The organism is Enterobacter cloacae complex sp. IR5384 (genome assembly GCF_049237265.1).
Taxonomy (GTDB): Bacteria; Pseudomonadota; Gammaproteobacteria; order Enterobacterales; family Enterobacteriaceae; genus Enterobacter; species Enterobacter cloacae.
The window spans coordinates 1-25,404 of sequence record NZ_JBMKHJ010000016.1; the positions used below are offsets into that span (position 1 = coordinate 1).

A 25,404-nucleotide genomic window follows, 5' to 3' on the forward strand; every position below is an offset into this window, starting at 1 on the left:
GGCTACACAATAACAAGGGAAGACTTACTCGTGGCTGCAACCCTACTAGCTCAAAATTTATTCACACATGGTTACGCTTTGGGGAAATTATGAGGGGATCTCTCAGTGCCAGGCGGGCTTTAACTCGCTTGCTGGTGAGAAAACGCTTCACTTCTTTAAGTTCGCTGCCAGCCGACAGCATATTGAAGACATGCTGTTTGAGACTGTTGTTATTTTTGGCCACTTGTTTCTCCATCATCTTTGTACATGGTTATTTCAGGCTGGCCTGCCAGATCACACACGTTATCCATATGCTTTTGGACCCAGTCTGTTAGACCCAGACCTTCGGCCTTTGCCTGATTGACGTAACGCAGTTTACGTTCAGGGGTAACCCGCATCTGTAGTTGTGCCGTCGCTGGAACCGCCTCTTTCAGGGCGTTAAGGCCCCTCTGATCACGGGCCTGAATTGATGGTTTACCGCTAGGCATCTGATGTATCGCTCTCCCGGCGAGCGGTGGACAGCTCTATTTCTTTTGCGATAGCTTTATCTATGGCATCCAGCTGCATGGCAAACTTGATTTCAAGCGAACAGCGTAATGCCTTCAGGGCGCGTTCTTTGGTGCTGTATTGTGGTATGCCGTTCTGGCTACCATTCATGCCTCGCATGCGGCGGGAGGTTGCATCGACAACCTCTCCCTCTTCCCGTGTGCCGTGAACCGTAGTTCCGCTCCATGTCGGATAAACAGTGCCAGTGGCGGTGTTGAAGCTCCAGCCGTTTTGGTATTCCCCCGAGACCTCTGGTACGGGCATATCGCGTTCAACGCCATAGTCAGACCAGCGTAAAGCGCGGTTTATTCTGGCCTGTGCCACCAGCTCATCATACGCGGCTTGTTCTTTTTTATTCATCGCCATTTAGGGCAATCTCCTTAGAGGGGAATTAGGTGTTATATCGGTACGTAAGTGCTTTTCAGGCCTAATCTCTGACAAGGCCTGATGTGCCAGACTGCCGTTGCATTCACCGTTTTATGGCGGTTGACAGAGCCTCATTAAGAGCCGCAATTAGCTCAGGCGAAGTCGGCTCCAGATTTTTGGAAGCGTTCAGCAGCTCCTGAAGTGAAGAGATTTCCTTTGGCTCCACCTGGTTTGTTTCAGGTGCCGTTTTTTGCACTTCATCCAGTGTACGCTGTGCACCGTTATCCAGCACCAGCACCCCCCCGGCACGAATTTCTGAAATGGTGCGCAACGTATACATCAATTTATCCCAGACACGGCTACCAACCTCGAACCCGGAATCAGCTACTTTTTCTTCATTATGCTTTTGAAAAATTTCTTCTAACCAAGTGGTGAAGCGCTTTCCAAAAGTATTGGCGGCTAAAGAAGTGCAGGAATAAACCTGTTCGACCTGTTTTGTTCCATTTTTATCAGTGAATGTAATGAGACCGATTCGGCCACTGTTAACAGTGTAAAAGCGAGGTTGAAAGCCAGCTTTGAGAAGGTTTTCAATAGCTGAAAAAAAATCTTTTTTGAGCATCGGTTTCAAAATGGTTTTCCTTTTATGCCCGGTGCCGCCGGGGCGGTGGCGTTAAATATACGCCATGTAAGTAAATTAATTTATACCCATTTGATTGTCAATACAAACAAAAAAACAAACCATGTTTATTATTTTATCAACGATGCTATTTTAAAGTCCGTCTAAAATAAAAAACCAAAAAGTTAAATTTGAAGCCGTCCTTCCTAAATTCATTTCTTGCGCATATTAGCACCCTGCTTTAAGTAAATAATTTTTGAAAAAGTTGTCTGGAGGTTATTAGCTCGTGCATCTGGATTGGTAATATAAAGCCAACACAGAAAAGGAAAACAAAATGTATAAATTAGTATCTCCTCGTGAACTGACTGAGATTATTACCGGTTTACTGCTTAAACCTGAACTCCTTGGTGAGCTGGACTCACCAGAAAAGCATCGGATGTTTATGGCAGATTTAGGCCGCGTGGTGGCCGAACATTGTGGAGGTCTGGTAAACAGCGTCGTCTTGCCAGGAACAGAAGTTACAGTGTCGGATGGGTTACCGCTTAATGGCCAGCCGGTACGTTATCTCGGAATCAAAGAGAACATCCCTCACCTCCTTGTAGAGCCTGATGCTTCCTTACCTTCGCTCGCTAAAAACGTCTGGATGTATGCAGATCCTGAAGGCTGGAAAGAACATTTTGGAGCTGAGGAAGACTGCCTTACTCCTGAAATGATGCAGCTGTTCCGTAAAGGTATCCAGGCTCTTCAGAAAGAGCATGACACCCCTGAAATTAGCCTCACACTTCAGGACTGGCGCCTGGAGGAGGAAACACTGCCAGAAGAGGACAGTCAGGCCTATCAGGTCAGCGTTACCGGCCAACATAACATCCACTGTGAAGTTGTTAACAAGGAAGGTAACCCCTGTTTTGGTGTCATGTTCGAAATCGATCAGGGTGTGCCTGCCTTACACATCAACACCGGCGGGGATATGTTGCTCCACATTCATTGCGCCCATAACGGACTCGTTCTGACCCCTGATGCAAGCGGTCAGCGATTTGATAAGGCTCCCGTTGACCGCTTCTCTTATAACAGCCCATCCCTGCTGTTGTCTGCCGACTAACCAAGGCCAAATCTGAATTGTCCCGTTTAAGTAACCAACCCGCTGCCGCCAGGCGGGTAAATCCTCTTAATGGAGTTTTAATGCAAATCTCAACTGAAGTTCTGAACGTCTTATCTCGCTGCCGTGCTGAAGGGAACTTTCTTTTCCTGGCCGACCAGCTCGACCGCAGCATTTATGTTAAGACAAACAAAGTGCTCGAAGCCGCCGGTGGCAAATGGAACCGAAAAGAGCAGGCACATATTTTTACGGCGGATGCAGCTGAGCGTATCGAGCAAATCATTCTGACAGGTTCGGTTGACATCCCACGAGATCTGTTCAATTTCTTCCCTACACCTGAGAATTTAGTCACAGATATGGTTCTACGCGCTGAACCAGCTGCCGGGGAGCGTGTACTGGAGCCAGAGTTTGGTGATGGCCGCATTCTGAAAGCCTTAAAACTGGCGGCTCCGGATGCATTGATTACCGGGATCGAATTGAACGATGAGCGATTCCTTGCAGTGAAGAACGATAGTGTCCTTAGCACAGGAGTCGAGCTGGTGCATACCGACTTTCTTGGGTACCAGCCCGATGAAACTTTTGATGTTATCGTTATGAATCCACCATTCCTTAAACGCTCTGACGTTAAACAAGTCATGCATGCCATCGCAATGCTCGCTAAGCGAGGTCGCTTACAGGCCATTCTGTCAGCTGGGGTATTGTTCCGGGAAGACACACTGACAAAAGCGCTCAGGGAGCGAGTCAAACAACTTGGCGGACAAATTTCGCCTCTTCCGGATGATACATTTAGGGAGTCCGGAACAAAGGTCAAAACAGCCCGCCTTGAAATTGATCTTCGCCGCTAACTGACAAGCAACCGGAAAGAAATCTTAATACGAGTAGCCGGTTAAAGTTACCTGACCGGCTTAACTGACTAAATCAATAAAGAGTGAACAGAAATGACGCATACTGCCGTTTCTCAGGCTAATAGTGCTTTGCAGCTACCCACGGTGGAGCATGTCTACGCTCTTCTGAAAGCAAATTGTAAACCTGACCGCTTTGACGGGCGTGACGGACCCGTGTGGGGCCAGGAATACTCGTGGAATCTGGCAAAAGATCGCTTACAGGATCTGGAGAAATACGGTAAGGCATATGTCTCCCGTCATGAAGACCGTATGGGGGAAGGATTTAGTTTTGGTCCTGACCTGTTAATTATTCGCTAACGCTCCTAATGCCTGATGATATGGTAAGCACAACTGGAAAAATATGTTTTCAAAGCCTATGACCACTTTCACACCAGAACGTATTGAACAAATTTTGGAATTTGCCGAGGGTAGTAACCCAAGCGAAGCAATGAGTCTCAGAGCTGACGAAGTTGCTGTACTGGCACGTATTGGAAAGGCAGTTATGTCGATTGCGCCTGTTTATCAGTGCGAGTTTTGCCACCATGACGCAACCGGGCAACTTCAGTGGCACTGGGAAGATGTGAACAAAGCTTTTTATGATAAATACGATCCAGACAGACGCGGAAGACGTCGAATCCTCTATACCGCCCCGCCGATGCCTTTAGTTTCGGCTGACCTGCTTAACATGGCTTCATCTGCTATTGAAGACTTGCTCACTAACAAAGACAGAAGTGGTGCGGGAATGTGGAATGACATTCCAGAACAGCTACGACGCGCAGCAGAACTGGTAATGGATAATAGCCGGGCCGCTGAAACAGAAGCGATGCTGATGCGTCTTTATGTAGAATGTGACACAGGTGAGCGCAGGGGCAACGGCACTCAATCTGGCGTAGCAATGCCTTCTTGGCAAACCGTTGAAGAGGCACGTGTGTTGCTAGGGGTGAAATGATGCAGTTCTCGCCAGGGCAGTTTGTAATTCACAACAAGAAGCGCCTTGCGGAACGAAGGTAGACGTACTGACTGAGGTTCACTCCCCTCTCGACTGGTGGCGTAATGCCGCCAGGTTTTGATTCATATATGCCGTCCGTTAACGCATTTATATCTGACATACCTAATTTATCCTGATTCTTTTTTACACAAAGTAAAAGCATCACTTAATGCGATATGTGGATGCCGATAGTTTCAGGCTAATGTTATAAGTTTTGCAATCGTTGCCAGTTTGGACACCACAGAAATGTCAGATGTAATTCCAAAAAGAAAGATTTCCGTCCTGAACGCACAATAAGGTTTGTCGAAAGGCAAATTATAGATTTGTAATTTCGAGCACCATATGGAGAAGTTTTTTATACTTTTACGAACATAGTGACCTTTAGGAAAAGCTTAAAATAACACCAAACCTAAAGGGGAATAAGAATGAAACATCTCGCTTTTATTACTGCTGTAGCCGGACTCGGTATGTCTGTTCAGGCCCCAGCTCAGATATATGAATCGGCCTTTAAAGACACGAACGGTATTGAGATCCACGCCCCGTCTTCTCGTCTTATGCTTAATCCGGCATCACCGGTAACTTTGACACTTATTTCAGGTCTTGATCGTTTCGTTAATGTCAAAGTCACGAAAGACACTGGAACTGTCATTCTTAATACTACGACTACACGGACGGGTGTATCAGACCGACTAACAGCTGCTGACGGTAGTGAGTTCTACGGCAAAAAAGTAACTTTGCCTGCTTTGGGTGAAGGCAAATTTGTCGTTCAGATAAACGTGTTAGATCTCAATCAGAAGCCTGTAGCGACCTATAACTATAACTGGCTAATTGATGTCACCCCTCCAGCGGCAAATGCTCTTACCGCTAATACTGGTTCTGGCTCTACCGCTGGTGACGTGTGGAAGCTTGGATTAGAGGCAACGGGGCAGTATGACTTCACCTCTTCGGGCGTAAGTGATGCAAATGGTATTGATAAGGGCCTAATATATATTTACAGGCAGGACGGTAGCCTCTACAGCACTACACAGATGCAGTATGACGTATCCGGCCAAAAGATGTACCACACTTACTCTAAGAATTCAGTTAAGGGAACCGGAATACCAGACAGCAACCTGGATGAAGACTTTACTGCAAAAGTTGTTATCTTCGATAACGCAGGTAATAGCCGAACGCTGCCAACTCAAAAATTTCGCTACGACAACACGCTGGGTGAGATGACACTGTGGGCCGTTCATGATCCAAATACGTCTTCCAGCGTCGTACCCGGGGTTTCTAATTATCCGGCTTACAAAGCCGGTATGGTCGTTAACGAAAACCCTATTCGATTAGTCTACCGGATCCCAAAATCTAACTACCGTGCTTATTCAGAAGGTGGGCTTCAGTTCATCAATCAATATTCCGCCCCCAAAGAGATAGCTGTAGACAGCACTTATGCTTATGTTGAAATGACTCTTCCCTATGGCTCAATTAATGGGGATATGGCTCGTATGGCGAACTTTGGCCAGTGGGGAGGGTATTATCCGTCATACAGCCTCGTTCTAAACCCATCTGCAAACCAAACGCCTGCATTTGCGGGTACCTGGGTAGATTTCCTCGATGATAAGGGGAACTGGGTTAAGTGGAAGGATTTTGAGAGTGTGGCTTCATCACGACTGCCAATTAAAATTTCCCGACTTCGTTTTAACGTTGAAGCCCGGCCCTTTGCACAAGAGATCGGCGGTAAGGCGACCTGCACCATTCCGGCAGGAAAAACCTCGTGTGAAGCGCCTGAGACGTTTGATATGGCCTTGGGTACCCAGGGCTACAATAGGATCCTTTACTTCGTTCGCAGCATCAGCAATCCCATTTTGCGGTCTGAGCAATGGATTATGACACGCTGGAACAATAAACAACTGCCGGTAATAAACTCGATATCATATGACGAGACTAACAAGCAGCTGGATGTACTGGCGTCACTTGAAGGCGATGGTAACTGGTTCGACTCGGTCTCATTGAGGGAATTTTATCTTTCCGATAAGAACACCGGTACCCGGATGTCACCCACAGGCGTAATCAAATCTCGTATCTCAGGTAACTACACGATTGCTTATGATTTATCCCGTCAGTCTGAAGGAAAATACAACGTTGAGGTCAACATCAGGGACTTCTTCCAGAACCAGACCAATAAAACTTTCGGAGAAATTGCTCTGGATAACACTCCTCCGACAGTGGCCATAACATTCGACGGAAAGCCGGTAAAAGACGATACGGTAGTGTACGGCCTGGAGAACCTCAGGATCGCTCTGGCAGATAATCTGACAACCCCGAGGATAACCCGTCTTCAGCTCGTAGGTGGCCCCACAGCTGATAACGTTGAGCTTACGTGGTCACCGGCAGGCAAAGATACATACATGCCTGAGTATCCGAGGCTGTTCCCAAATTTCGAACCATCTGAAAATTATTCAATTAGCGTAACAGTTGCCGATAGTCAGTCGAATACCAAAACCTATACTCAGAAGTTCAGTTATCTACCGAATAACCTTGTGCAGTTACATAATCTACGCACATTATCGGTCAGTTCGCCTCTCAAAACGACAGATGGCGTACCCCTTGCGTACCTGTCCACTAACGTTCTGCGTAAGACAAATGGAGAAATTGCTAAAGGGGTCCAGAACGCAACGCTGACTGTGCGGAAGGATGCAGCCTTCGGTATTAAATTTAACGGGGCACAGGCGGCTCCAGGTGAGTCAGTTGAGGTGCAAATAGATATGGGCCAGGGGGATAATCTTCTGTTACCCGTTTATCCTTCCGAAAATGGGAAAGTTGGCACCTCAGAATTCATGATTCAGATCGACGAGTTGAAGTAACTACCCGGAGCCGACAGTAAAACTGACGGCTTCAATTTTACTGCCCTCCTTGACTCCGATCAGCCAGTACGTCTTCAGAGATTCGCAAGGAAGAACCGAAAGAAAAGTTACTTTAATCGTACGTTTCCAGCGATGCTTTTAAAAGACAATGCACACTCGTTGATTACGACAATGGGAGTGAGTGTCGAAACCCTTGAGTAAGGATACCCGGTAAATATACAGCCCCGGGGATCCTCTTCCTTCAACCGGGGATGACAACGGTAGTGAGTCCGGCAACTCACTCCCGTTGTCACTTCTCTGACATATCGTCATACGAGCTTACTCAAGTGCATCCACAAAGATGGGATCGTTTTGAATCTAAACTGGTACTGGTTAGCCAGTCACTTGCATCTATTCCCCCGTCGATACTTAAGTGACAATTGTAGTGATCTGCAATACTGGTGTCTCAGAAACACTGACGACGGTAGAGACTCAATACCCTAACCCCTGACAACAGGAGTGAGCTTAGAGGTGTTACGCTGCTGTCACTTAATGCTTGGGAATTGCCTGACTCACAACCATTGTCATCCGGAGCTACTGATTAACGTTGAACCGCTGGACTTTAATGACAGTGGTAGTGATGGATAGGCTCATTTCCATTGTCGTCATTTTATCGGACAAGCCTCTTCGTCCTACAGGTTTAAGCTGACAATGGTAGTGATTGGATGATCTCACTACTGTTGTCACTCAGTTCTTTGAGCGGACCCTTCCCTCGGTTGGTCGGCATTAACAACGGTAGTGACTCGATTGGCTCACTGCCATTGTCATCGTGTAAATGACGTACCTTATCAGCTCAGCTGAAAGCAATGACAACGGAAGTGACTCTAATTGCTCACTGCCATTGTCGTCGTGTCTATTGAGAGCCTTATCAGTGCACCTGAAAAGCAATGACAACGGTAGTGATTCTAATGGCTCACTACCGTTGTCACCGTGTGTATTGAGAGGATGGTCCACTTAACTGGACGTCTATGACAATGGTAGTGACTTTAATAGCTCACTACCATTGTCGGCGTGTGAATTGAGAGGATGATCAGCTCAGCTGTACGGCCATGACAATAGTAATGACTTAATGAGCTCACTACCGTTGTCACCCTGTTAATTAAGAGGCTCATCTGCTCTTCTGGAAGGCTATGACAACGGAAGTGACTTGCTGGGCTCAGTGCCATTGTCGCCGTATGAATTGAGAGGATCATCCGCTCTTCTGGATGGCAATGACAACGGTAATGACTTAATAGGCTCACTACCGTTGTCATCCTGTAAGTTAAGAGGTTGATCTGCTCAACGGGACGACTATGACAACGGTAGTGACTTGCTGGGCTCACTACCATTGTCACCCTGTGAATTGAGAGGTAGATCCGCTTAACCAGACGTCCATGACAACGGTAGTGACTTTCTGGGCTCAATACCGTTGTCACCCTGTGATTTAAGAGGTTGACCCGCTCTACTGGACGGCCATGACAACGGTAGTCACTTTCTGGGCTCACTACCGTTGTCGCCACATAGAATGAGAGGAGCATCAGCTCAGCTGAACGGCAATGACTACAGTAATGAGCTGGATGAAGCATAACCATTGACATCTGGCCCAACCGGAAGCCGTATTCGCCAATCCAATCGAGATTCACAATGGCCGTGACTCGCCGCATTAAGTTCCGGTGTCCTCCCAAAGCTGAACGCACACTCGGAGGACAATGACAATGCCAGTAAGGTACACATCATTACCATTGTCACTATAGCTACCAGAGAAGCCGGGATTTGAATGTCGATGGTAGTGAGTGGGTCAACTCACTGCCATTGTCACCCCGTTACGATATTTTCCGTTGGATGTACTGGCCAATGAAGTAAAGCGTAGAAACCGGGTGTTAACAGGTGACTCAGGAGAAAGCGTTGAATTCGCAATCTCGATCTACATAGGGTGGTAGAGAACAATGACAACGGTAATGACTTTTGACTCATTACCGTTGACGTGAAAGAGCGGGCTGGGACTAACGAAAATCGAAGAAGTAATTTAGCACCCGGAGCCTGAACCGCCGGGTTAACTTTAGCTGGCGTTGCTGTTCTTTTTCTGGCTTCGAAGACTACGAATATAGCGCAGTTCTTCAGCGGTTAAATCATGGACGGTAAGAACATCATCGCCGTCTATCGGGTCAGCTGGTGGGCATAACTCACCTTCTAAAACAGAAGACCCTGAGTTCTCTTCTTCATCTTCAACCACTTCTAAAGGAGGCTGAGTATTGTTCAAATTCAGATCGGGATCCCGCTTATGAATCTGGAAGTATACTTTTCCGTCTTTCTTAATTTCGGTGTACTGGAGGTATCCTATCGATGCCAACTCTTCAAGAGCCTTTCTCACGGTAGCATTCTGACTATTTGCTCGTGTTTTGAGGTTCAGACGATTTTTCAGCCGAGTAAGGGATATCGGTATAGGATTTGGCGGTAATGACTCTATGAACGTATAGAGAGCCTGGGCGCTTTCCTTCTTGGCCAACTCCTTAATTGCCTTCAGCTGCATCAAAACCTTATGATCGTATTGATAGAGCTCGAAAATCTTAGGATCAACCTGAAGGACAACCTGATCTGATTCCGGGTCTAACAGGGCAGACTGTACCAGATGCGTTGTATAGACTTTGGACGAGTTATTACTGGTGAACGACAAGGTAACGGATGCTAACCTGCGTAAGGAGGCGTCTATACGTTTTCTGGACGCTGTAGATGAGCGATAATTTTCAGGCGTACATAGCTTGAGGAATTCAGTGAATTTTAAGCTTATCGTGTCATTGTTAATCGGATGATTGGCATAGGTTCGAATGATGCCCATCCACGTCTTAAAATCTACTGACATATCAAGACGCTCACCGACAATTGAAATATTGGTGAACCCCTCGCTCTCCATTAAAGAGAGCGTCTGTAACTCTTTCGTTGCGTCAAAGCCAACCGTTTTATATTCCCGATTTTGACGCCCCACACTCTTTGGTGATGGGACGAACAGCCCGAGCCGCATCAAAGCAATAGACTGCACCGTACGGTTGCTGTTAGGACGCAAAATGATGTCTTTACCTGATTCTTTCTCTCTAACAGAGAAAGCCCTGGTGACCAGGTCCTGCTGCTCAGTATCTTTCTCTTTAGTCATAATAAGTTATCACTGAATGTGTAAACAGATTGGTGAATAGTAAGCCCCAGCGAACTCTATGTCACTGGATGGATCATTGTGATGATCCATATCTGTGCATAAGTTCTACCTAAAAAAACGACTCCACTCATTAAAACTTGGCAAAAACTCTTTGCATACAATGACCTGCAACTCTTATCAACAACGGATCAGATCAAGTTAAAAAGATCTAATGAAAAGTCACTACTATTGTCGCTCTGATCACTACTGATGTCAAAAAACTCATTACCAACGTTATAATAATCACTACCAATGTCAAAATAATCACTACTGTTGTCACTGATCACGTCTCAGGCCTTGTGCCGTCTGGCCTGGAGGCAGCGGGGATCTCTTTTGATCTATCAGGAACACTAAGGTACTAATTATTGGAACTACCTTGTGGAAAATGGGGATAAATAAATGCTTAGTTCTTATACAGGTCTCAACTTGCCTCCCTGATAAAAACTGTCGTCAAAGCTAAATCACAGCCACAGGCATTTTCGGTGGATAAATTTTTGAGAAATAGAAGCATACATGCAGACTCGTGTCGCAAGTAATTGAAAGTAATAATTTATTTAAATAATGCGAGTCACCTTACCTTACAGTGGAAGTTTAAGTCTAACCTCACTACCATTGTCACTTAAAATCATTACCAACGTCGAAATAGTCTCTACCATTGTCTTTTAAGTCACTCCCGTTGTCACTTATGTCGCTACTGTTGTCAGTGACAATGCTCCAGCCCAGTAACCATGCGGCCTACAGCGTACCGGGATCTTCTTTGTACTCTCTGGCACCTTTGGGATCATTTATTGGATCTACATGAGGGATAAAATCTTTTGACGATTTCGTAGTGCAGTTATACCAGCGACTTAGCAAGACAAAAGCTGCAATTTAGTGACGAGTTACTAGTCTGCCCAACAAGAGCAATGCAGAGAAGATATGTGGTGAAATGACCATGGTAGTGAGTCTAATCACTACCATGGTCCGCAGTAAGCGTTACTTACGCAATGAACGTCGGACTGATTTGCAACAACATGGGCTACGGCGCATCAGAAGACGGCCGTTGTGCTTCAGCAAAACAGCCCTGCTTTATTTTAATTCTTCAATGTTAATCATGAACTCAGATCTGCCTGTAAGGCCGGATACAGCAGGGAAAATAGGAAAGCTACGGCTGTCCCCGAGCCCCAAATCCAGTTGAAGCTCTTTGCTTTCACCTGGCATCGCAGAAACACCATTTACAGTCACGCCGAATGCAGCGTCCTTACGGACAGTAAGCACTGCGTCCTGAAGCCCTGTAGCGATTGAACCATCCTTTTTACGCAGCTGGCTGGCATACAGAACAGCCAGAGGAGTATTGTCAGATGTTTTGAGAGAAGCATTGACAGCTAAGGTTTTCAGATTCTCTAGCCTGACGAGATTGTTTGGAAGGTAGTTAAATTCGACTGAGCTTTCTTTAACGTTGTTCATCTCATCTTTGGCCTGAACTGTGAGAGTGTATGTTTCGCCTTCATTAAGAGACGGAAAGATCTTGGGATAATTAGGTGCATACAGGTTGTTTCCCAGATTCACCCAAGACAATTCCACCGCATCAGAAACAGGGCCACCGCGAAGAGTCATACGGCTTAAGGATGGTTTAGTTAGAGCATCGGTGAGCTGTATACGGACGTTCTCCAGCCCATATACTGTTACGTTTTTGCTGATCGGTTTTCCTTCGTAGCTAATACTTACAGATGGTGCTGTATTATCAACGACAACAGTTTGATAAGGGAGGTTACCGGTATTGTTGAATGTATCTTGGGCATTAATTACCACGTTATAACTGCCTTCTGGTACCTCTTTCATGTTGAACTCATACGTGTAGTTCCCAGACGCCATATTTCTACCTGTTTGTTTGCCGGTTACGCTTATTTCTGCGTTGTTACGGTTTTTATCTGACAACCAAACTCGATTTACATAAACATGGTCGAAATATGAACCATCTCCAGGTTGATTCACGTAAACCTGGAGAATGTTGGTGGTTTCAATGTAATCAAATCCAGTGACGGAGGGACCCAGTGTATGCCAGGCTATATTCTCCCATATAGGGGCAAAGAAGGTTGCTTCGGTGGTTGACCTTACTTCATAGCCACTATGAAGATAGCCGGTAGTGCCATTTATAATATCCTGGGGCAAAGAGACGGTACAGGTTGTTGAGCCAGCTGGAATACTGCATGTTGCTCCGCCAGTGATTTTTTGATCATATGGCCTAGCCTGTACATTGAACCGGATATTAGTAAGTTTTATAGGCATATCAGATGCCTTGAACAGGTTCCAGTTTACGCTGTTGAACCATGTTCCATCAGCCTTTTGTCGTTCTATGGGTGAACTTCCCCAAGCCGGACTCTTTACAGAGGCAGGATCCCAGTTGAGCCAGCTGGCATACTGACCAAGATCTCCTCCAGACCATTGATATGTATTCACAGGTCTATAGTAGTTTCCATCTAAGGCACCCTGTGGCAGCTTAACTTCCACGTAGACATAGGTGGCATCTTCGGAAAGGACCTGTACTCCGCCATAGTTATTGGTAATGCTCATGCCACCATTTCGATATGGCTTCCAGTTAGTTCTTGGGATACGTATAACCAACTTGTAGGGGTTTTCCAGCACTGTAAGGCCTCGTTTAAACGGGACGTATCCCGAAGAAATGCCGGGTACAACACTGGTGCTTACACGTGAGTCATGAACTGCAAATGGCGTAAATTCTCCCATTTGATCGTCATATAAAAACCGCTGGGGAGGAATGTTAAGCGTATTTCCTGCCAGGTCCGTAACGATGAAATTGAAGGTGAATTCTTCATCAAGATCACTTGAGGGCATGCCAGCCTGGGTGTTCATATCTTTAATCCACGGATAGAACGCACGTTTATTGGCTGTGTCATAACTCAGGTTATTGTCGGAGACCACAGAACCATTACTTCGTTTAATGACAAGACGGATCTTGGCAATTCCACTAGCATCCTCAATACCGTCTGCAAATATAGAAAACTGGCCACTACCGCCTCGGCCCAACTCCCAAAGTGGCCCAGAAAGTACCATGTCGTAACCTGCGTTTTGACTCGGATAAATACTCTTATAGCGTGGAGGAGTTGTATCAACGATGAAATGATAAGTAGATGTGCTCACTACAGTCTGGCGAATATCCAGAGTTTCATTGACTACAGTAAAGGTCCCTTCTCCGAGCGCCGGTAGAACCATATCCTTTCCATAGTATTCTGTTCCATCGGCAGCAACGATACGATCTGCAACGCTCGTTTTGGTCGAGACGGAGGAATACATAACCTTTTTATCGCTGTCTCGTGTGACCGTCACTCGCTCGTACCGATCAAGACCCGATATCAAGTTCAGAGTCAAAACACCAGCGGGATTAAGATATGTTTGTGTTGCAGGCTTAATATTCCGAACAGCCTTATTGGTATCTGTAAATGAGTAGCTAAATACCTGAGCATGTGCCGAAGATACAGTAGCAAGGGCAGTTGCAACCATGCAGCCAATTAGAGTTTTACGCATATGATGCTCCGGGAATAGGTTATAGCCTTATTCTACGGATTCAGCCTACAAGGTCCGGTCGGATAAAGTGATAATTTGCCTGTTAAAAGAGACATCAAGTGAGAAAGCAACCAACGTACAGAATGCAAAATGGCGGCAGTGCATCTGGATGACGCAAAAGTAACTTTTTGTACCCACTTTTTTGGATTTTAGCCTTCAAAATGAGTATTCAACCAATCATAAAAGTAACTTTTGATAGACGCTGCTCCTTTATGTTTGCCAATTGTGCTGATATGTTTTTAAATTCAAGGAAGCGAGATTTTAAAAGCATCTGTTGAGTCAAATTTATGTAAAATAACAGGGTAACCATCACTTCTAGGTTGAGGAAACCCAATGTTATACATGCTCTTATGCTGTTTTCTGATGCTCAACAGTACATTCGTTATGTTCAGAGCAATGTCTGCAATAAGTAAAGGATCCGCTAAAGAAAACCGGTCTGAAATATCGCTGATAGTCCTAGCAACACTTGGAATTGCATCACCATTCATTGTCGCAATGATTACTATTAATGAAAGTATGACATCTAAAACAGTAACAGATTTTTCTTTGGGTGCTCAGTGGTCCGGAATGGTTTCAGCGGTAGCGCTAATGGGGTTATATGCTCGACGCGTTTGGAAAGAGAAGAAGTCCTTATTTACTGGCGCTTTCCTGGCCTCTTCCTTAATGGCCTTTATTTTTACTGACAGCCTTGTTTTCGTATCCCAGAAGGACACCGGCGTTCTGGCTACTTTCGTACTCGATAAAAACGCTGGAGATATTGATTGTAGTCGCCCGGCTATGATTGTCCATTACAGTAAAGGTGTTCCAACGGACTGGCGTTGCCCAACCAGTATCATGTTGATGGCGTATTCTTCATATCCTTTTTTACCTTGGCCTGAGTATAGCCATGGTACCAGCCAGTCTCTTACGGTTGTTATTGATACATTTATGGAAAACGCTGTTAATCTCAGTCAAAAATAATAAATAAACCTCTCTAGTGAGAGGTTTTATAAACCTGAGCCACCAATCTAATTAACTCTATATTTTTGTTTTAGCTTTTTTAAAGGTAGACTTACCGAATAAAACAGCAATTATAGAGCAAAGGCCTGGCGTTAGGACAAAAGCTAATAATGCACTGCCAAAACTTGTCATTTCAGGCACCACGAACCAGCTGATAGGCCACGTCAGGGCAGGTAAATTTAGCGGATCATAAAGCGCATGTAGAGCGCTTAACACACAGTAAAGTGCTAAAAAGCAAACTAGATAAACAACGATCCACATTTTAATTTGCTCAGCAATTTCAAATTTAGGACTGCCCATGCTTTACCTCAGTGGCTGAATATTGATGGTTAATATCTTTAATCACCCGTAAGCACTTAGTGCATACCTTAGTTCGATTTGTCTGCTTGTCCAGAGTGTATTTAACTTCAAGTTGACCTCCAGCATTAAGCAAAGTGAGCATCTCATCTTCTAACACGCTTCGGTAAATGGTCTTGTCCGAGAGTGTGCCCGGTAACGAGTACTCAACATAATTGTTTGAAACTCTTACCGATTTAGGGATTTTACCACTGAGCTGGATTTCATTCGTTGAAGGCATTACAGTTACTTTAATCACAGTTGCCGGTGACCAGAAATCCTGATAACGCACTTTATGAATTTTATCAGCTCTAAGGCCTAACCACACATTTCCGGCGATAAGAACAATAAGCAATCCATAAACTGATCGTCGAATGTTACGCCTTTTAATCACAATGTCCCCCATCCCTCAAATATCATTCTAAATAACTGCACCAGGATATCATGAGCGTAATTAAAAGAATTCTTCATAACCGGGGTTTTCAGTTGAGTTTGCGGACTCTTTACTTTGCGGTTTCTCGCCCTCTATTTGAGTATCCCTGACAGGTTTGGATTTACCCATGCTCCTCTGAAAGGTATCCATAACAAACTCAATATCTTCTTCTGGCAGGCTGGTGGGTTGGTTGCTCATAGGACTTCCTCTTGTTGAATACGTTCGGCGTACAGGATGCGAACCGAAACGGTCGTGTTTTCAAACTCGTTCTCAAAAACGTCCATCCATTCCGTCCGGAATTCTTCCCCCAGAAGGTTATCGAGCCCCTGAAGAGATAATGGAAGAACGGCTGCTAGAGATCCCCCGGCTGCGAGATGAGATGCAGCTGCCTGGAGATGCAGCCTGGCCCGGTTATCGGCAAAAGGTGGGTTCATCACGACATAATCAAACTTCTTCTGTTGATTAGACTTAGACCATGTGAGGAAGTCAGCTTCTGTCGTATCGTATCCCTTAGCCCGGGAGATAAGGCAATTCAAAGTATCAAGCTCGATGCCAGTAACGATCACACCGGCAGGGAATGATTTAAGCAAATCCGCATGGCCAATATTAGGCTCCAGGAGGGTATCCCCTTCCCCTGCACCGAGCAGGGAATATACATATTCGCTGATTCGGCAAGATGAAGGGTAAAACTGATGCGATACAATATCAGGCATCTCCCCTATCTGGCCGATGTAACGAATAACCTCACACGGATCATAGGAAAATGTCACATCGTATTTTGTTACTGTTGCCCCTAAGAACCGAAGGGTGTCAGCGGCAACACTCGAAGATTTGCGTTCGGCGAGAGACCCTAAAGATGTCCAGCAACTCCATTTATTGTCCCCGTCATTTTTAAACATTAGTTCAGAAAGCTGCATCCGGGTATCAAAGTCGATGCACTGCTTAAGTACAGGGAATGCCTCCAAAGATTTCTTGCTATGAGCCATGCGGTCGGCAGGTAATGCCAGCGGTACGATAGCTGATAAAATATTGTTAAGCCGCTCGGCGATATCAGGGTGGACGTCAATATGCATTGATCCATTTTTGTAAACCCTGAAACGAATACTGTTGCCATCGATGCAGATCCATTTTCTGAACCCCTCATGTTCGACCAACGCCTCAACCAATGATTTGGTGTTATGGATCGCCTTCACCTGTTCGCCACGGAAGAATGCGCATATAACGCGGAGCTCGCTCAGTGGTGAAATGCCAGACTCTTTAAAATCCACCCTTAATTTCTGCCAGGGGTATTTAGACGGCTCGCAAACTCCGGTAGTGATCATGCGGGTGGAGAACCCAAAAGCTTTGTTTGTCTTATGACTGCGGCTCAGAGACTGGAAGACGTCGTAAACCCTTTCTTTAATAAATTGATTGCGGTCATTAAGCAAAGCAACGACTGTGCCTACTACAGCGTCAGCTGTGAAATCAGGGATCACCTGAGGCGGCATAATATAGCGGTCGGCCGTAAACTGCTTATCCCATTCGTTACGTTTGGCATCCGACATGATAGGCAAAACATCAGTGAGTGCCATAACGCGTTTCCAGTATTCAGATCTCAGAGCGTTTTCCGCGAACAAGGCATCCGCTTCAGAGATACTGTGGTTGTAGCCTGAGAGATAAGAATAAAGTTTCTGGTGATTGTGGGTTTTGAACTGGACAGCCATGTGTTTCAACAAGCAGAGTTCATCATTATAGGACTCAACAAGATCCGCGATAATGCCGAGCTCTTTGCGCATATCTGGAAGAAATGTTTCAGAAGAGCTAACCACCAGGCTATGAGAGGTTGTTAAAGCCAGTACGCTGTGACCTGCATTATCGGGTTTAGCTTCAGAATCAAGAGATGACATTTTACCGGTCCTTTAGAAAAAACTTTTACCAGGATAGCAACGTCGCTCTGTAACCTAATAGGTTCAGTGACACGAAAAAGTTTTTTATGTCTCTGAATAAAACTTAAAGATGTCAACTCATAGAAAGAAGCAAAAAAAAAGCCCCGCATAAACGGGGCAAGAACGATACATGGAGGTTTAAAAAAGGCGGGCAAAAAGCCTGAATCCTTAATGACTCTGACAAAACCAACACTTTGCCAAAAGTAAATTATTCTGCGTCCGGCTGTGGGTCAGTATCCTGATCGGTCTCTTCCCCTGCCTTCTTAGCATTTTTTTTACGTGGGTATTTTGGCTTCTCACCATTAAGTTTTGCCTGACGATTCTCCGCACGGCGAAGCTGCTTGTTCTCTGATTCTGTGATCTCTTTTGAAAGATTTCTCAGCATCTCCAGAGTACTGCGGTTCAACGTAATGTTGATTTCTTCGTCAGCACTTGAATCTGTCATCTCCGGCAATTCAATATCCCCCAGTTTCTGTAATAAGCTGGTGGTGATGAGTTTGACGCCTTCTACGGCTTTTGTGGCAATAACCGGCGGAATCCGTGCTGGCTTGAAGTCTGAAGGTCTGACTCGTACCTGACCATGTTGGGTTTTTTTCACCGTGATGCCATTCGCATCGGCCTGCTCAAGTTCCGCGATCATCTTCTTGATACGTGAAATTGCTTCTGTTTCACCGAGCTCATCGATCAGTGAAAGCACGTTAACATACGAAATAGCGTCAGCATGAATCCATTTCTTGATAACAACAGAACAGGTTGTCAGGCGGATAAGAGAACTGATGGTCGTCGGGCTTTTATTTTCACGTTGAGCAATTCGTTCGAGTGACCAGCCAGCAAGAGAATGTAGGCGACGATAGGACTCGCCAAGCGCAACAGGAGAAAGCGCAAGACCACGGTTACCATCAATGGTCGCGAGCTCACAGCCAATTTCATCTTCTTTAATCTCAACGCAAAGGATTGTGATGTCATGATCTTCATCACATGCCATCATTGCGGCTTTTAAACGGCAGTGCCCCTGGCGAACAAAAGGTACCCCATCAATGACACGTACTCGGATAGGGTCTACATAGTCACCTCGAATGTAGGCATTCTTGATGTTGTAGATGTGTTCTTCAACCTCAGGGAGCTTATAGTAATCGTCACCCATTCCCATTTCGCGGGAGTTGAAGCCTGGCGTGACCTGAATTACTGAAGGGTGGATAGCCCATGCTTTCTGGTCACTTACTTCAGTACAAAGTTCAGGGTTTGCATCACGGAACTGTTTAAGCCCAGTGACGTAACGACCTGTGCCAGTAACTACTGAAAAGGCAACATGGGCCGTTTTAAAGACCTTGTCATTAGCTTGCTGTGTAGGTTCTGTCAGTAAAACACTCATAGGGGCTCCGTTACATTTTTCTGCTTACTTTCTGCGTAGCGGGGATACTACCGAAAAAAAAATCCATAATTTTTCGCAAAAAAGGTACTTTTTGAGCCTATTCTGATTTTTCACAAAAAAAGAGGGCTCCCCATTTCTTGTGATGGCATCAAAATCGCTTCATAAACAAAGACATAAATCCAAAACATAAAGTTCAGGTATCAGTGAGGAAAAATCTTATAAATCCGCAATGCTGAAAGTCAAAACTGTGCGTCTTAAACAACTTTTTTTTGCTCCCTAAGTTATTAGTTAAAGCCCGTGGTTAGGTACGATACCAGCACCTAAATTTCTCTCTCAGGTATAGACACTTTGACTCGACATCTCAGACACATGCCGATAATCAAATGGGCTGGTGGAAAAACGAAACTGATGCCTTTCATCAGCCATCACTACCCACACGATCATAGTTGCCGGTGGGTAGAACCCTTTATAGGCGGTGGTGCCGTTTTTCTGAACATGTTTGCACAAAATGCATTGCTTGCAGATAGCAATCCAGACTTGATCAACCTATACAGGACTATTCAAAGACAGAAAACTAACTTTATAAATCAGGTCCAAAACCTAGCGGATAAAACCTTTGTCGAAAAGGACTACTATGAGATGAGGGACCGTTTCAACAAAACCTGTATTTCTGGTCAACCGCTTCAAAGAGCGGCTTTGTTTTACTCCCTGAATCGCCTGGGCTATAACGGTATGTGCCGCTATAACTCAGAAAGAATCTATTCAGTGCCCTGGGGGAAACATACAGAACTGAAGCTTGACTTCAATAAAATAGACTACCTTTCATTTCGTCTTTCAGGTATTGAACTGATCACCGCTGGTTTTGAGGAGACTCTGGCCGCAACCGGCGAAGGAGATCAGATTTATTGTGATCCGCCATATGACAAAACAAGCAAAACTAGTTTTGTCAGTTACGATGGTAAACCGTTCAGCCAAAGCGACCACGTGCTGTTAGCAAATATGCTCGTTGACGCTCACAGAAAAGGCGCTGCTGTTGCGATATCAAATAGCCTGACACCATTCACTTTGGGCCTCTATGAAGAGCGTGGATTCGTCATACACAGACTCAGCGCTTACCGATCCGTAGGAAGTAAGCCAAATACACGGAAAACGGAAACAGAAATACTGGCCGTGCTGAAATAGAGTTAATTCTAATCAACGGGGCTAATCCATTCCTGAAAAGTTAATACCTCAGGGTGAGTTCGTTGAACATAAGGTATAAACTGAAGCTCTTCTATTCTCCGGTCGCCCCTCTTTCCTTCGCAAATAAATGAAATGAGTCCTTGCTGAGAAAGCCCAGTAAGGACGCTCATAAGTCTTATATTTAGAGTTTTAAGCTGTAAGTCGTTATTAATGTCCTCCACTTTATGAGAGCTCTGGCCTGAACGTTTAAGATACTCGTAAACCATGAAATTCGAATTTCGTCGTTTTAACAATTTTTCGGTTATGCATTCCTGAATGAAACCGCCAAGAGCATCTAAAAGCGGACTGAGAACTACCGGGAAAGTTAATGTGTAACTTTGAGAAGTTTTAGACAAAGTAAATGAATTTAGAAAGCTAAAGTTAAGTCTCTTTTTTGAATATGGAGCGTAAGCGACAAGAGTAGTTGACATAACAGTAAGTAAAGCTTCAAGATGTTCCACTGTTATTAATGTGGTTTTATCTGTATTTCTTAGATTATGGAAATCAATAAACGCTACTCTTGAACGGCTAAGCCAATCTTGTACTTTAATGTCGATAGAAAATTGCGATATATGATTTGAACATTCATTTTGGTTGATAGGGCATGCAGACGAAAGATGGTTATGGATTATCATGCATAGCACAAAAAAAGGAAATCGGCAGGCTGTGGGGCATTGAAAACCGGTTAAAGAAAGCTTAGACGTTTCATATGCGCTTACCGGAAAAGTAACTTTTCTTAACGTTGGCTTTGACGATGTTCTTGCATTTTTACAAATGAAACCGAGACCCAGATCATTGTGCATTTTAAAGTCCATCTCCATCATCACCTTTTAGCCTTAACTGTATGGTATTGGTATACAAAAAATTAAAAATTATAATTAATAAGATTATCATTTTTTTACTATTGAAAAGGTTGTGATAGAGGGGAATTTAAATGTAAAAGATTTATACTCGCAGATCTTTATGAGGGATAAAACCCATTGCGTAAGCAACAATATTACGTGAGTGAGTCCTAACGACAGTTTAAGTCTTGGCTCTATATTTAAGCAGTAAAACATTTAACTGTCTTGGAGTTTACTTAACTTAAAAACTGTTATTGCAGCATAATTTTTCGAATCAAAATCATAGAATTTTCTGACTTTTCCAGTCAAATGATAACGTTCACCCAATAAAATGTGATCCTGTTTATCGGCCGTTAAAGCGATCCCGTCATTTCTAACTTTACCAGTAAATGTAAAAAAATAACTCCCTTTACTTTTTGCGTACGCGGCCCTGACTTCAGTAAATGTTAGTTCAATGCTTATGACCTGGCCGATATTGTAGCTATGTTTTAAAATTTCTTGTTCATTTTCCGGAGTTTCAGACAACATCACATCAAAGGTTGTAAAGAAACAATCCAGCTGGCGTTCTGTCAAAAAACGGTTATTGTCTAGTTGCGCCAATATACTATTAGAAAACTTAGTGTTAGCCTTTTTTGCTTTCTCAATAAGTACGTGGTTTCTGGATTTCCATGCTTCGAGTGTTGGGTTAACACGCAGTTCCGGAATGTTATCGAGAAAGGTAATTGGCTCTAGTACCACTAATTTTTCAATAATGGGTCCAACTGTTTGCACCCCATGACACTTTTCACATACATCAGCCCCTTTGTGGCCTGTGCCCGCACATTCGTTACATTCTCTTTCGATAGGTGCATAATAATTTCCATCTCCGTTAAGGGATACATTCACTGAGGCTGGTACCATATGACCATCAAGAGTAAAGAAAAGAGATTTCATTTTCGAAACACCTCCAAACGTGCCTCTACGATTGCTACAGCTTCTTTCACAGTTTTTTCATAGTGGTCATGCCCTTCAGGAAATTGGTCAAAACGTTTACCGTGTTCTAACTCTTCCATGTTGCGTTTAAGGACTTCATGAGTTAGAAGCAAATCATTATAATTATCGATAAGAGTCAGCTTTATAGGTTTAATCACTCAACTAATCCTCGGGTTTTTATTCCTTAAGGAGATCTCGAATTTCCAGAAGCTCTTCTAATTTTGGTTTAGAAAGAATGATTGCTGTATTTTCGTCGTTAAGTAAAGACAATAAAATATTTAGCTTTTCATCATTCAAGATTATTTGAACACCATCATCAGAAAATATTACATTTTTACTATCAACATTTTTGAACAAGTGTGGACTATCTCTACCAAATTTTAGTTCTGTTTGAGTATTCGTTATAGATTCCGTATGTGTACTTTCCACAAGCTCAAGAAATTCAGATTTTAGCCGTTCTGTTTTCTTATGCGAGAGGCGCTTAATACCCAAAGTCTTACGTGTGACTGCCGAATTTTTCTTTTCTGGTCCGCCTTTATTTAAGGTGTCTGGTCCTGCTCCAGCTGCATTGTGTTCAGGTATGCCTACAATTTTGCTCGTTGTAGTCTCAATATTCTTAACGCCAGGTAAGAAACCTTCTATATGTTTTAAAACCATTTTGTGATCGTTGGAATATTTTAACATTATTTCAATGGCGAGCGTTTTTTTGATTAGATTTAGGCTAATCAAACGTTGAAGCTCTAATGGCATATCAAGGATTTTTAGCATATTACGAATTGCGGTAGTTGATCGTTGATATCGCATTGCTAGTTCTTCAACCGAATACCCGAGACTAACAGCATGAGCTAATGCATGAGCTTGCCCAACCGGATTTAGCCCATTGCTTCTGTTACCATCGAGGTTCTCAAGGTATTCTTCAATTTCGTTTTTATAATCGATTAAGATAACAGATAATTTTGGAATATTAGCACCTTCAGAAATTGCTAATTTTAAGCCATGAAAACGAGTATGACCTTGACGAACTAAATATTTACCTTTTCTTTTTACGACCTTGATCATATCAACCTGCCTTCCTTCCTTAAAGGCTTGTTTGATTGACACAATCATCGATTTGACAGGTTCTTGTTCGTAACACAAATCTCCGATTACCGCCTCTCGGGGATTAAATCCCTTTTCAATTTCAACTAGATTAGTATCCACTTCAATGACTGTATGTTTGCTGTTGTTCATATCTTCCTCCTGTTTACTACATGATACATGAACCTCAAATTTGCCAAATAGGGCTGATACATCTAAAAGGTAAACTCAAAAAATTTGCTTAATAAAATTAAAATAAAAACTGTCTTGAATAAAACAATGATAGTAAACCCACTTTCATTTCCGTTTGCGATCTGTAGATATTGATAAAGGAGCGCTATTCCTTGTTTTATATGGACTTATCATTGTTTTCAACAGGTTAGATCAATTCTTTAGATCACTAAAGATCAATAGAGTTCAAGTAAAGATCACGGCATCTTTAACTCATTGATTATAGTAACTTTATGAAAGGATCCGGCATTCGGATGCATGCGAAAAGCATTTGAATGAATAAGGAAGGCATTTACTGGAATGCTTATGGCATTTAGGTAAATGCGTAAAAAGCATTTGCAAGAATATGTTATAAACAGTTTGCCAAATGAAAATCTTATCACCGACGAGTTAAGTTAATGATTAAAAACAACGAGTTAATCCATCCTTTTGACGTAACCAGTAATGAATCAGGTAAGACTTATCAACTGACGCCTAACTCGTCCAAGTCGGTTCAGCCCGTGGCCCTGCTGAGATTGAGTGTATTTACCCCTGTCGGCACAAAAGAAAACCGCGACCGAAACTTTGAAGTTGATGCCTCTGATGAGCTTTCGTGTATGGAAATTGCAAGATCGGAGGGTTATGACGACATCAAGATAACTGGTGTCAAACTATCTATGTCTACCGACTTTAAGTGCTGGCTCGGGATCATCATGGCTTTCAGTAAATATGGTTTTACTTCCGAGAAGATTAGCCTGACTTTTAACGAGTTTGCGAAGATGTGTGGTATCAGTTCAACAAACATCAACAAACGAACTCGTGCGCGCTTTAAAGAGTCATTAATGAACCTTGCATCGGTAGTGCTTGCCTTCTCAGACTCTCGTAGTGGTCGGTTCACAGTAACGCATCTGGTGCAGAAGGCTATGATTGATCCAAAAAGCGATACTGTTGAGCTGGTTGGGGATCCTTCTATGTGGGAACTGTATCGTTACGACCATAAGACATTGTTAAGCCTTCAGGTTCTATACATTTTGGCTAAAAAAGAAGCTGCGCAATCTCTCTATATTTATTTTGAAGCAATGCCAGCTGGTACGTTGTTCGTTAATATGAAACGGTTGAGGGAAAGGTTGCTTCTTACAACCCCTATTCGTACGCAAAACCAGATAATTCGTAAAGCAATGCGGGAACTTGAATCTATCGGATATCTCGATTATCAAGAAGTTAAGAAAGGTCGCGACATACAATTTCAGATCTTCAAAAGAAGCCCTAAGCTGGCCCTTGCCAAACAAGGTTGAAAGCTATCTGGTATGCACTGGTTATAACCTGCTGAAAAATAAGTTATTTATCAGTGCTATGCTTAGTGCTTCTTTTACTACTGGTCTTACATCTCGGCTTAATGTGCAAAAAAGTAACTTTTCAAACGAACTCCTGACTATTCATCTGTATGCCTTTCTGACTCAAGCGTACATGCTAGCCCATTCATTAAATGCCGTTGAGCAAGATGGTTTCGTGCGCACTCTATTCACGTGAATGCCTTTTGTGGATTACGCCTCTTACATTCATACAAATGCTTTTGATGTCGGTATCCCAAAAATTCATTCATTGAAATGCTTTTGTTTGCCACTGTATCCCGAGCATAGCTATGCAGTGGTATAAAAAGGCATTTTGGTGAATGGCATTAGGTCGAATGACACACAGTTCAGCTTTGTTAAGAGCGAGAATGGTCCAAGACATCTATGACATTGGGCATCAGAAGGACTATGTGCTTGATATGAGATCAAAAAAATATCAGAAGCATCACAACTCCAATGGCATTCAAAGAAATGCCTTTGTTTTGTTAGTACACCAAACAACCCAAAATTCATGCAGTTATATCAAAGACTCATTCGCAAAAGGACTCAGCCAGAAAGCATTTGCTTAAATAGCA

At 43.7% G+C, this 25,404-nt stretch carries 22 protein-coding genes; 9 read left to right on the forward strand and 13 right to left on the reverse strand.

From position 1 onward, the window contains the following. Window positions 1–93, forward strand: a 93-nt coding sequence (locus ACOTX3_RS14340; protein ID WP_223235923.1) for a hypothetical protein, incomplete at its 5' end; no start/stop codon positions are given. Window positions 94–459: 366 nt separating this feature from the next. Here ACOTX3_RS14340 and ACOTX3_RS14345 read toward each other — a convergent pair. Together ACOTX3_RS14345 and ACOTX3_RS14350 are read right to left on the reverse strand one after the other, a co-directional pair. Continuing rightward, a complete protein-coding gene (locus ACOTX3_RS14345) occupies window positions 460–891 on the reverse strand; it encodes a hypothetical protein (protein ID WP_001251242.1) in 432 nt (143 codons plus the stop codon). A 103-nt stretch (window positions 892–994) separates the two neighbouring features. Continuing rightward, window positions 995–1,510, reverse strand: coding sequence for a hypothetical protein (locus ACOTX3_RS14350; protein WP_012695482.1), 516 nt, complete (start codon window positions 1,508–1,510; stop codon window positions 995–997). Between the two features lie 331 nt (window positions 1,511–1,841). On the opposite strand from ACOTX3_RS14350, the gene ACOTX3_RS14355 reads away from it, so the two are divergent. The 5 genes from ACOTX3_RS14355 (at window position 1,842) to ACOTX3_RS14375 (ending at window position 7,321) form a co-directional block, all read left to right on the forward strand. Then, window positions 1,842–2,606, forward strand: a complete 765-nt coding sequence (locus tag ACOTX3_RS14355) for a hypothetical protein (RefSeq protein ID WP_000277498.1) — start codon at window positions 1,842–1,844, stop codon at window positions 2,604–2,606. Window positions 2,607–2,686: 80 nt separating this feature from the next. After that, window positions 2,687–3,448 carry a methyltransferase gene (locus ACOTX3_RS14360; RefSeq protein WP_001167418.1) on the forward strand — a complete coding sequence of 254 codons (762 nt, stop codon included), beginning with the start codon at window positions 2,687–2,689 and terminating at the stop codon, window positions 3,446–3,448. A 93-nt stretch (window positions 3,449–3,541) separates the two neighbouring features. Continuing rightward, on the forward strand, window positions 3,542–3,805 hold the full coding sequence (locus ACOTX3_RS14365; protein ID WP_000149862.1) for a hypothetical protein: 264 nt from the start codon (window positions 3,542–3,544) through the stop codon (window positions 3,803–3,805). Between the two features lie 43 nt (window positions 3,806–3,848). Further along, complete coding sequence (locus tag ACOTX3_RS14370) at window positions 3,849–4,436, forward strand: hypothetical protein (protein ID WP_000491820.1); 588 nt, start codon at window positions 3,849–3,851, stop codon at window positions 4,434–4,436. Window positions 4,437–4,900: 464 nt separating this feature from the next. Continuing rightward, entirely contained in the window at window positions 4,901–7,321 is a 2,421-nt protein-coding gene (locus ACOTX3_RS14375; RefSeq protein WP_000681217.1) for an Ig-like domain-containing protein, read from the forward strand. 2,077 nt (window positions 7,322–9,398) lie between these two features. Here the strand turns inward: ACOTX3_RS14375 and repHI2 are convergent. Together repHI2 and ACOTX3_RS14385 are read right to left on the reverse strand one after the other, a co-directional pair. Next, entirely contained in the window at window positions 9,399–10,487 is a 1,089-nt protein-coding gene (gene repHI2 / locus ACOTX3_RS14380; protein ID WP_000159528.1) for an IncHI-type plasmid replication initiator protein RepHI2, read from the reverse strand. Window positions 10,488–11,594: 1,107 nt separating this feature from the next. Continuing rightward, on the reverse strand, window positions 11,595–14,051 hold the full coding sequence (locus tag ACOTX3_RS14385) for an Ig-like domain-containing protein (RefSeq protein ID WP_001232713.1): 2,457 nt from the start codon (window positions 14,049–14,051) through the stop codon (window positions 11,595–11,597). A 372-nt stretch (window positions 14,052–14,423) separates the two neighbouring features. Here ACOTX3_RS14385 and ACOTX3_RS14390 point away from each other — a divergent pair, with 372 nt between their 5' ends. Further along, complete coding sequence (locus tag ACOTX3_RS14390; RefSeq protein ID WP_000966518.1) at window positions 14,424–15,050, forward strand: hypothetical protein; 627 nt, start codon at window positions 14,424–14,426, stop codon at window positions 15,048–15,050. 57 nt (window positions 15,051–15,107) lie between these two features. Here ACOTX3_RS14390 and ACOTX3_RS14395 read toward each other — a convergent pair whose 3' ends face one another. The 5 genes from ACOTX3_RS14395 to ACOTX3_RS14415 all read right to left on the reverse strand — a co-directional run bounded on the left by ACOTX3_RS14395 (window position 15,108) and on the right by ACOTX3_RS14415 (window position 19,155). Further along, a complete protein-coding gene (locus tag ACOTX3_RS14395) occupies window positions 15,108–15,389 on the reverse strand; it encodes a hypothetical protein (RefSeq protein WP_000535423.1) in 282 nt (93 codons plus the stop codon). Next, window positions 15,376–15,819: a hypothetical protein gene (locus ACOTX3_RS14400; RefSeq protein ID WP_001805248.1), complete on the reverse strand. Its 444-nt coding sequence runs from the start codon at window positions 15,817–15,819 to the stop codon at window positions 15,376–15,378. The genes ACOTX3_RS14395 and ACOTX3_RS14400 overlap by 14 nt, the downstream gene beginning before the upstream one ends. A gap of 60 nt (window positions 15,820–15,879) precedes the next feature. Next, entirely contained in the window at window positions 15,880–16,056 is a 177-nt protein-coding gene (locus ACOTX3_RS14405) for a hypothetical protein (RefSeq protein ID WP_000070862.1), read from the reverse strand. Beyond that, window positions 16,053–17,744 (reverse strand): DUF4942 domain-containing protein, encoded by a 1,692-nt coding sequence (locus ACOTX3_RS14410; RefSeq protein WP_000096325.1) that lies wholly within the window; start codon window positions 17,742–17,744, stop codon window positions 16,053–16,055. Before ACOTX3_RS14410 ends, ACOTX3_RS14405 begins: the two co-directional genes overlap by 4 nt. Window positions 17,745–17,991: 247 nt before the next feature. Further along, the gene (locus ACOTX3_RS14415) at window positions 17,992–19,155 is read right to left on the reverse strand and encodes a hypothetical protein (protein WP_000114860.1); all 1,164 of its coding nucleotides are present in this window, start codon (window positions 19,153–19,155) and stop codon (window positions 17,992–17,994) included. A gap of 369 nt (window positions 19,156–19,524) precedes the next feature. Between ACOTX3_RS14415 and ACOTX3_RS14420 the strand changes: the two genes are divergently transcribed. Further along, window positions 19,525–20,337: a DNA adenine methylase gene (locus ACOTX3_RS14420; protein WP_001121574.1), complete on the forward strand. Its 813-nt coding sequence runs from the start codon at window positions 19,525–19,527 to the stop codon at window positions 20,335–20,337. 8 nt (window positions 20,338–20,345) lie between these two features. Here the strand turns inward: ACOTX3_RS14420 and ACOTX3_RS14425 are convergent, their stop codons facing one another. The 4 genes from ACOTX3_RS14425 to ACOTX3_RS14440 form a co-directional block, all read right to left on the reverse strand. Then, window positions 20,346–21,200, reverse strand: a complete 855-nt coding sequence (locus ACOTX3_RS14425; protein WP_000970401.1) for a hypothetical protein — start codon at window positions 21,198–21,200, stop codon at window positions 20,346–20,348. 234 nt (window positions 21,201–21,434) lie between these two features. Further along, window positions 21,435–22,151, reverse strand: a complete 717-nt coding sequence (locus ACOTX3_RS14430) for a zinc finger-like domain-containing protein (RefSeq protein WP_000838219.1) — start codon at window positions 22,149–22,151, stop codon at window positions 21,435–21,437. Next, complete coding sequence (locus ACOTX3_RS14435; RefSeq protein ID WP_000594930.1) at window positions 22,148–22,348, reverse strand: hypothetical protein; 201 nt, start codon at window positions 22,346–22,348, stop codon at window positions 22,148–22,150. Before ACOTX3_RS14435 ends, ACOTX3_RS14430 begins: the two co-directional genes overlap by 4 nt. Window positions 22,349–22,367: 19 nt before the next feature. Then, the gene (locus tag ACOTX3_RS14440) at window positions 22,368–23,420 is read right to left on the reverse strand and encodes a hypothetical protein (RefSeq protein ID WP_346723432.1); all 1,053 of its coding nucleotides are present in this window, start codon (window positions 23,418–23,420) and stop codon (window positions 22,368–22,370) included. 476 nt (window positions 23,421–23,896) lie between these two features. Between ACOTX3_RS14440 and ACOTX3_RS14445 the strand changes: the two genes are divergently transcribed. Further along, window positions 23,897–24,772 carry a RepB family plasmid replication initiator protein gene (locus ACOTX3_RS14445; RefSeq protein ID WP_000594611.1) on the forward strand — a complete coding sequence of 292 codons (876 nt, stop codon included), beginning with the start codon at window positions 23,897–23,899 and terminating at the stop codon, window positions 24,770–24,772. Window positions 24,773–25,404 lie beyond the last annotated feature (632 nt).

Excerpts from the sequence above, each read along its gene's own strand:
- ACOTX3_RS14345 (WP_001251242.1), bottom strand. The coding sequence starts at position 891 with ATGGCGATGAATAAAAAAGAACAAGCCGCGTATGATGAGCTGGTGGCA.
- ACOTX3_RS14350 (WP_012695482.1), bottom strand. The coding sequence starts at position 1,510 with ATGCTCAAAAAAGATTTTTTTTCAGCTATTGAAAACCTTCTCAAAGCT.
- ACOTX3_RS14355 (WP_000277498.1), top strand. The coding sequence starts at position 1,842 with ATGTATAAATTAGTATCTCCTCGTGAACTGACTGAGATTATTACCGGT.
- ACOTX3_RS14360 (WP_001167418.1), top strand. The coding sequence starts at position 2,687 with ATGCAAATCTCAACTGAAGTTCTGAACGTCTTATCTCGCTGCCGTGCT.
- ACOTX3_RS14365 (WP_000149862.1), top strand. The coding sequence starts at position 3,542 with ATGACGCATACTGCCGTTTCTCAGGCTAATAGTGCTTTGCAGCTACCC.
- ACOTX3_RS14370 (WP_000491820.1), top strand. The coding sequence starts at position 3,849 with ATGTTTTCAAAGCCTATGACCACTTTCACACCAGAACGTATTGAACAA.
- ACOTX3_RS14375 (WP_000681217.1), top strand. The coding sequence starts at position 4,901 with ATGAAACATCTCGCTTTTATTACTGCTGTAGCCGGACTCGGTATGTCT.
- repHI2 (WP_000159528.1), bottom strand. The coding sequence starts at position 10,487 with ATGACTAAAGAGAAAGATACTGAGCAGCAGGACCTGGTCACCAGGGCT.
- ACOTX3_RS14385 (WP_001232713.1), bottom strand. The coding sequence starts at position 14,051 with ATGCGTAAAACTCTAATTGGCTGCATGGTTGCAACTGCCCTTGCTACT.
- ACOTX3_RS14390 (WP_000966518.1), top strand. The coding sequence starts at position 14,424 with ATGTTATACATGCTCTTATGCTGTTTTCTGATGCTCAACAGTACATTC.
- ACOTX3_RS14395 (WP_000535423.1), bottom strand. The coding sequence starts at position 15,389 with ATGGGCAGTCCTAAATTTGAAATTGCTGAGCAAATTAAAATGTGGATC.
- ACOTX3_RS14405 (WP_000070862.1), bottom strand. The coding sequence starts at position 16,056 with ATGAGCAACCAACCCACCAGCCTGCCAGAAGAAGATATTGAGTTTGTT.
- ACOTX3_RS14410 (WP_000096325.1), bottom strand. The coding sequence starts at position 17,744 with ATGTCATCTCTTGATTCTGAAGCTAAACCCGATAATGCAGGTCACAGC.
- ACOTX3_RS14415 (WP_000114860.1), bottom strand. The coding sequence starts at position 19,155 with ATGAGTGTTTTACTGACAGAACCTACACAGCAAGCTAATGACAAGGTC.
- ACOTX3_RS14420 (WP_001121574.1), top strand. The coding sequence starts at position 19,525 with ATGCCGATAATCAAATGGGCTGGTGGAAAAACGAAACTGATGCCTTTC.
- ACOTX3_RS14425 (WP_000970401.1), bottom strand. The coding sequence starts at position 21,200 with ATGATGGAGATGGACTTTAAAATGCACAATGATCTGGGTCTCGGTTTC.
- ACOTX3_RS14430 (WP_000838219.1), bottom strand. The coding sequence starts at position 22,151 with ATGAAATCTCTTTTCTTTACTCTTGATGGTCATATGGTACCAGCCTCA.
- ACOTX3_RS14440 (WP_346723432.1), bottom strand. The coding sequence starts at position 23,420 with ATGAACAACAGCAAACATACAGTCATTGAAGTGGATACTAATCTAGTT.
- ACOTX3_RS14445 (WP_000594611.1), top strand. The coding sequence starts at position 23,897 with ATGATTAAAAACAACGAGTTAATCCATCCTTTTGACGTAACCAGTAAT.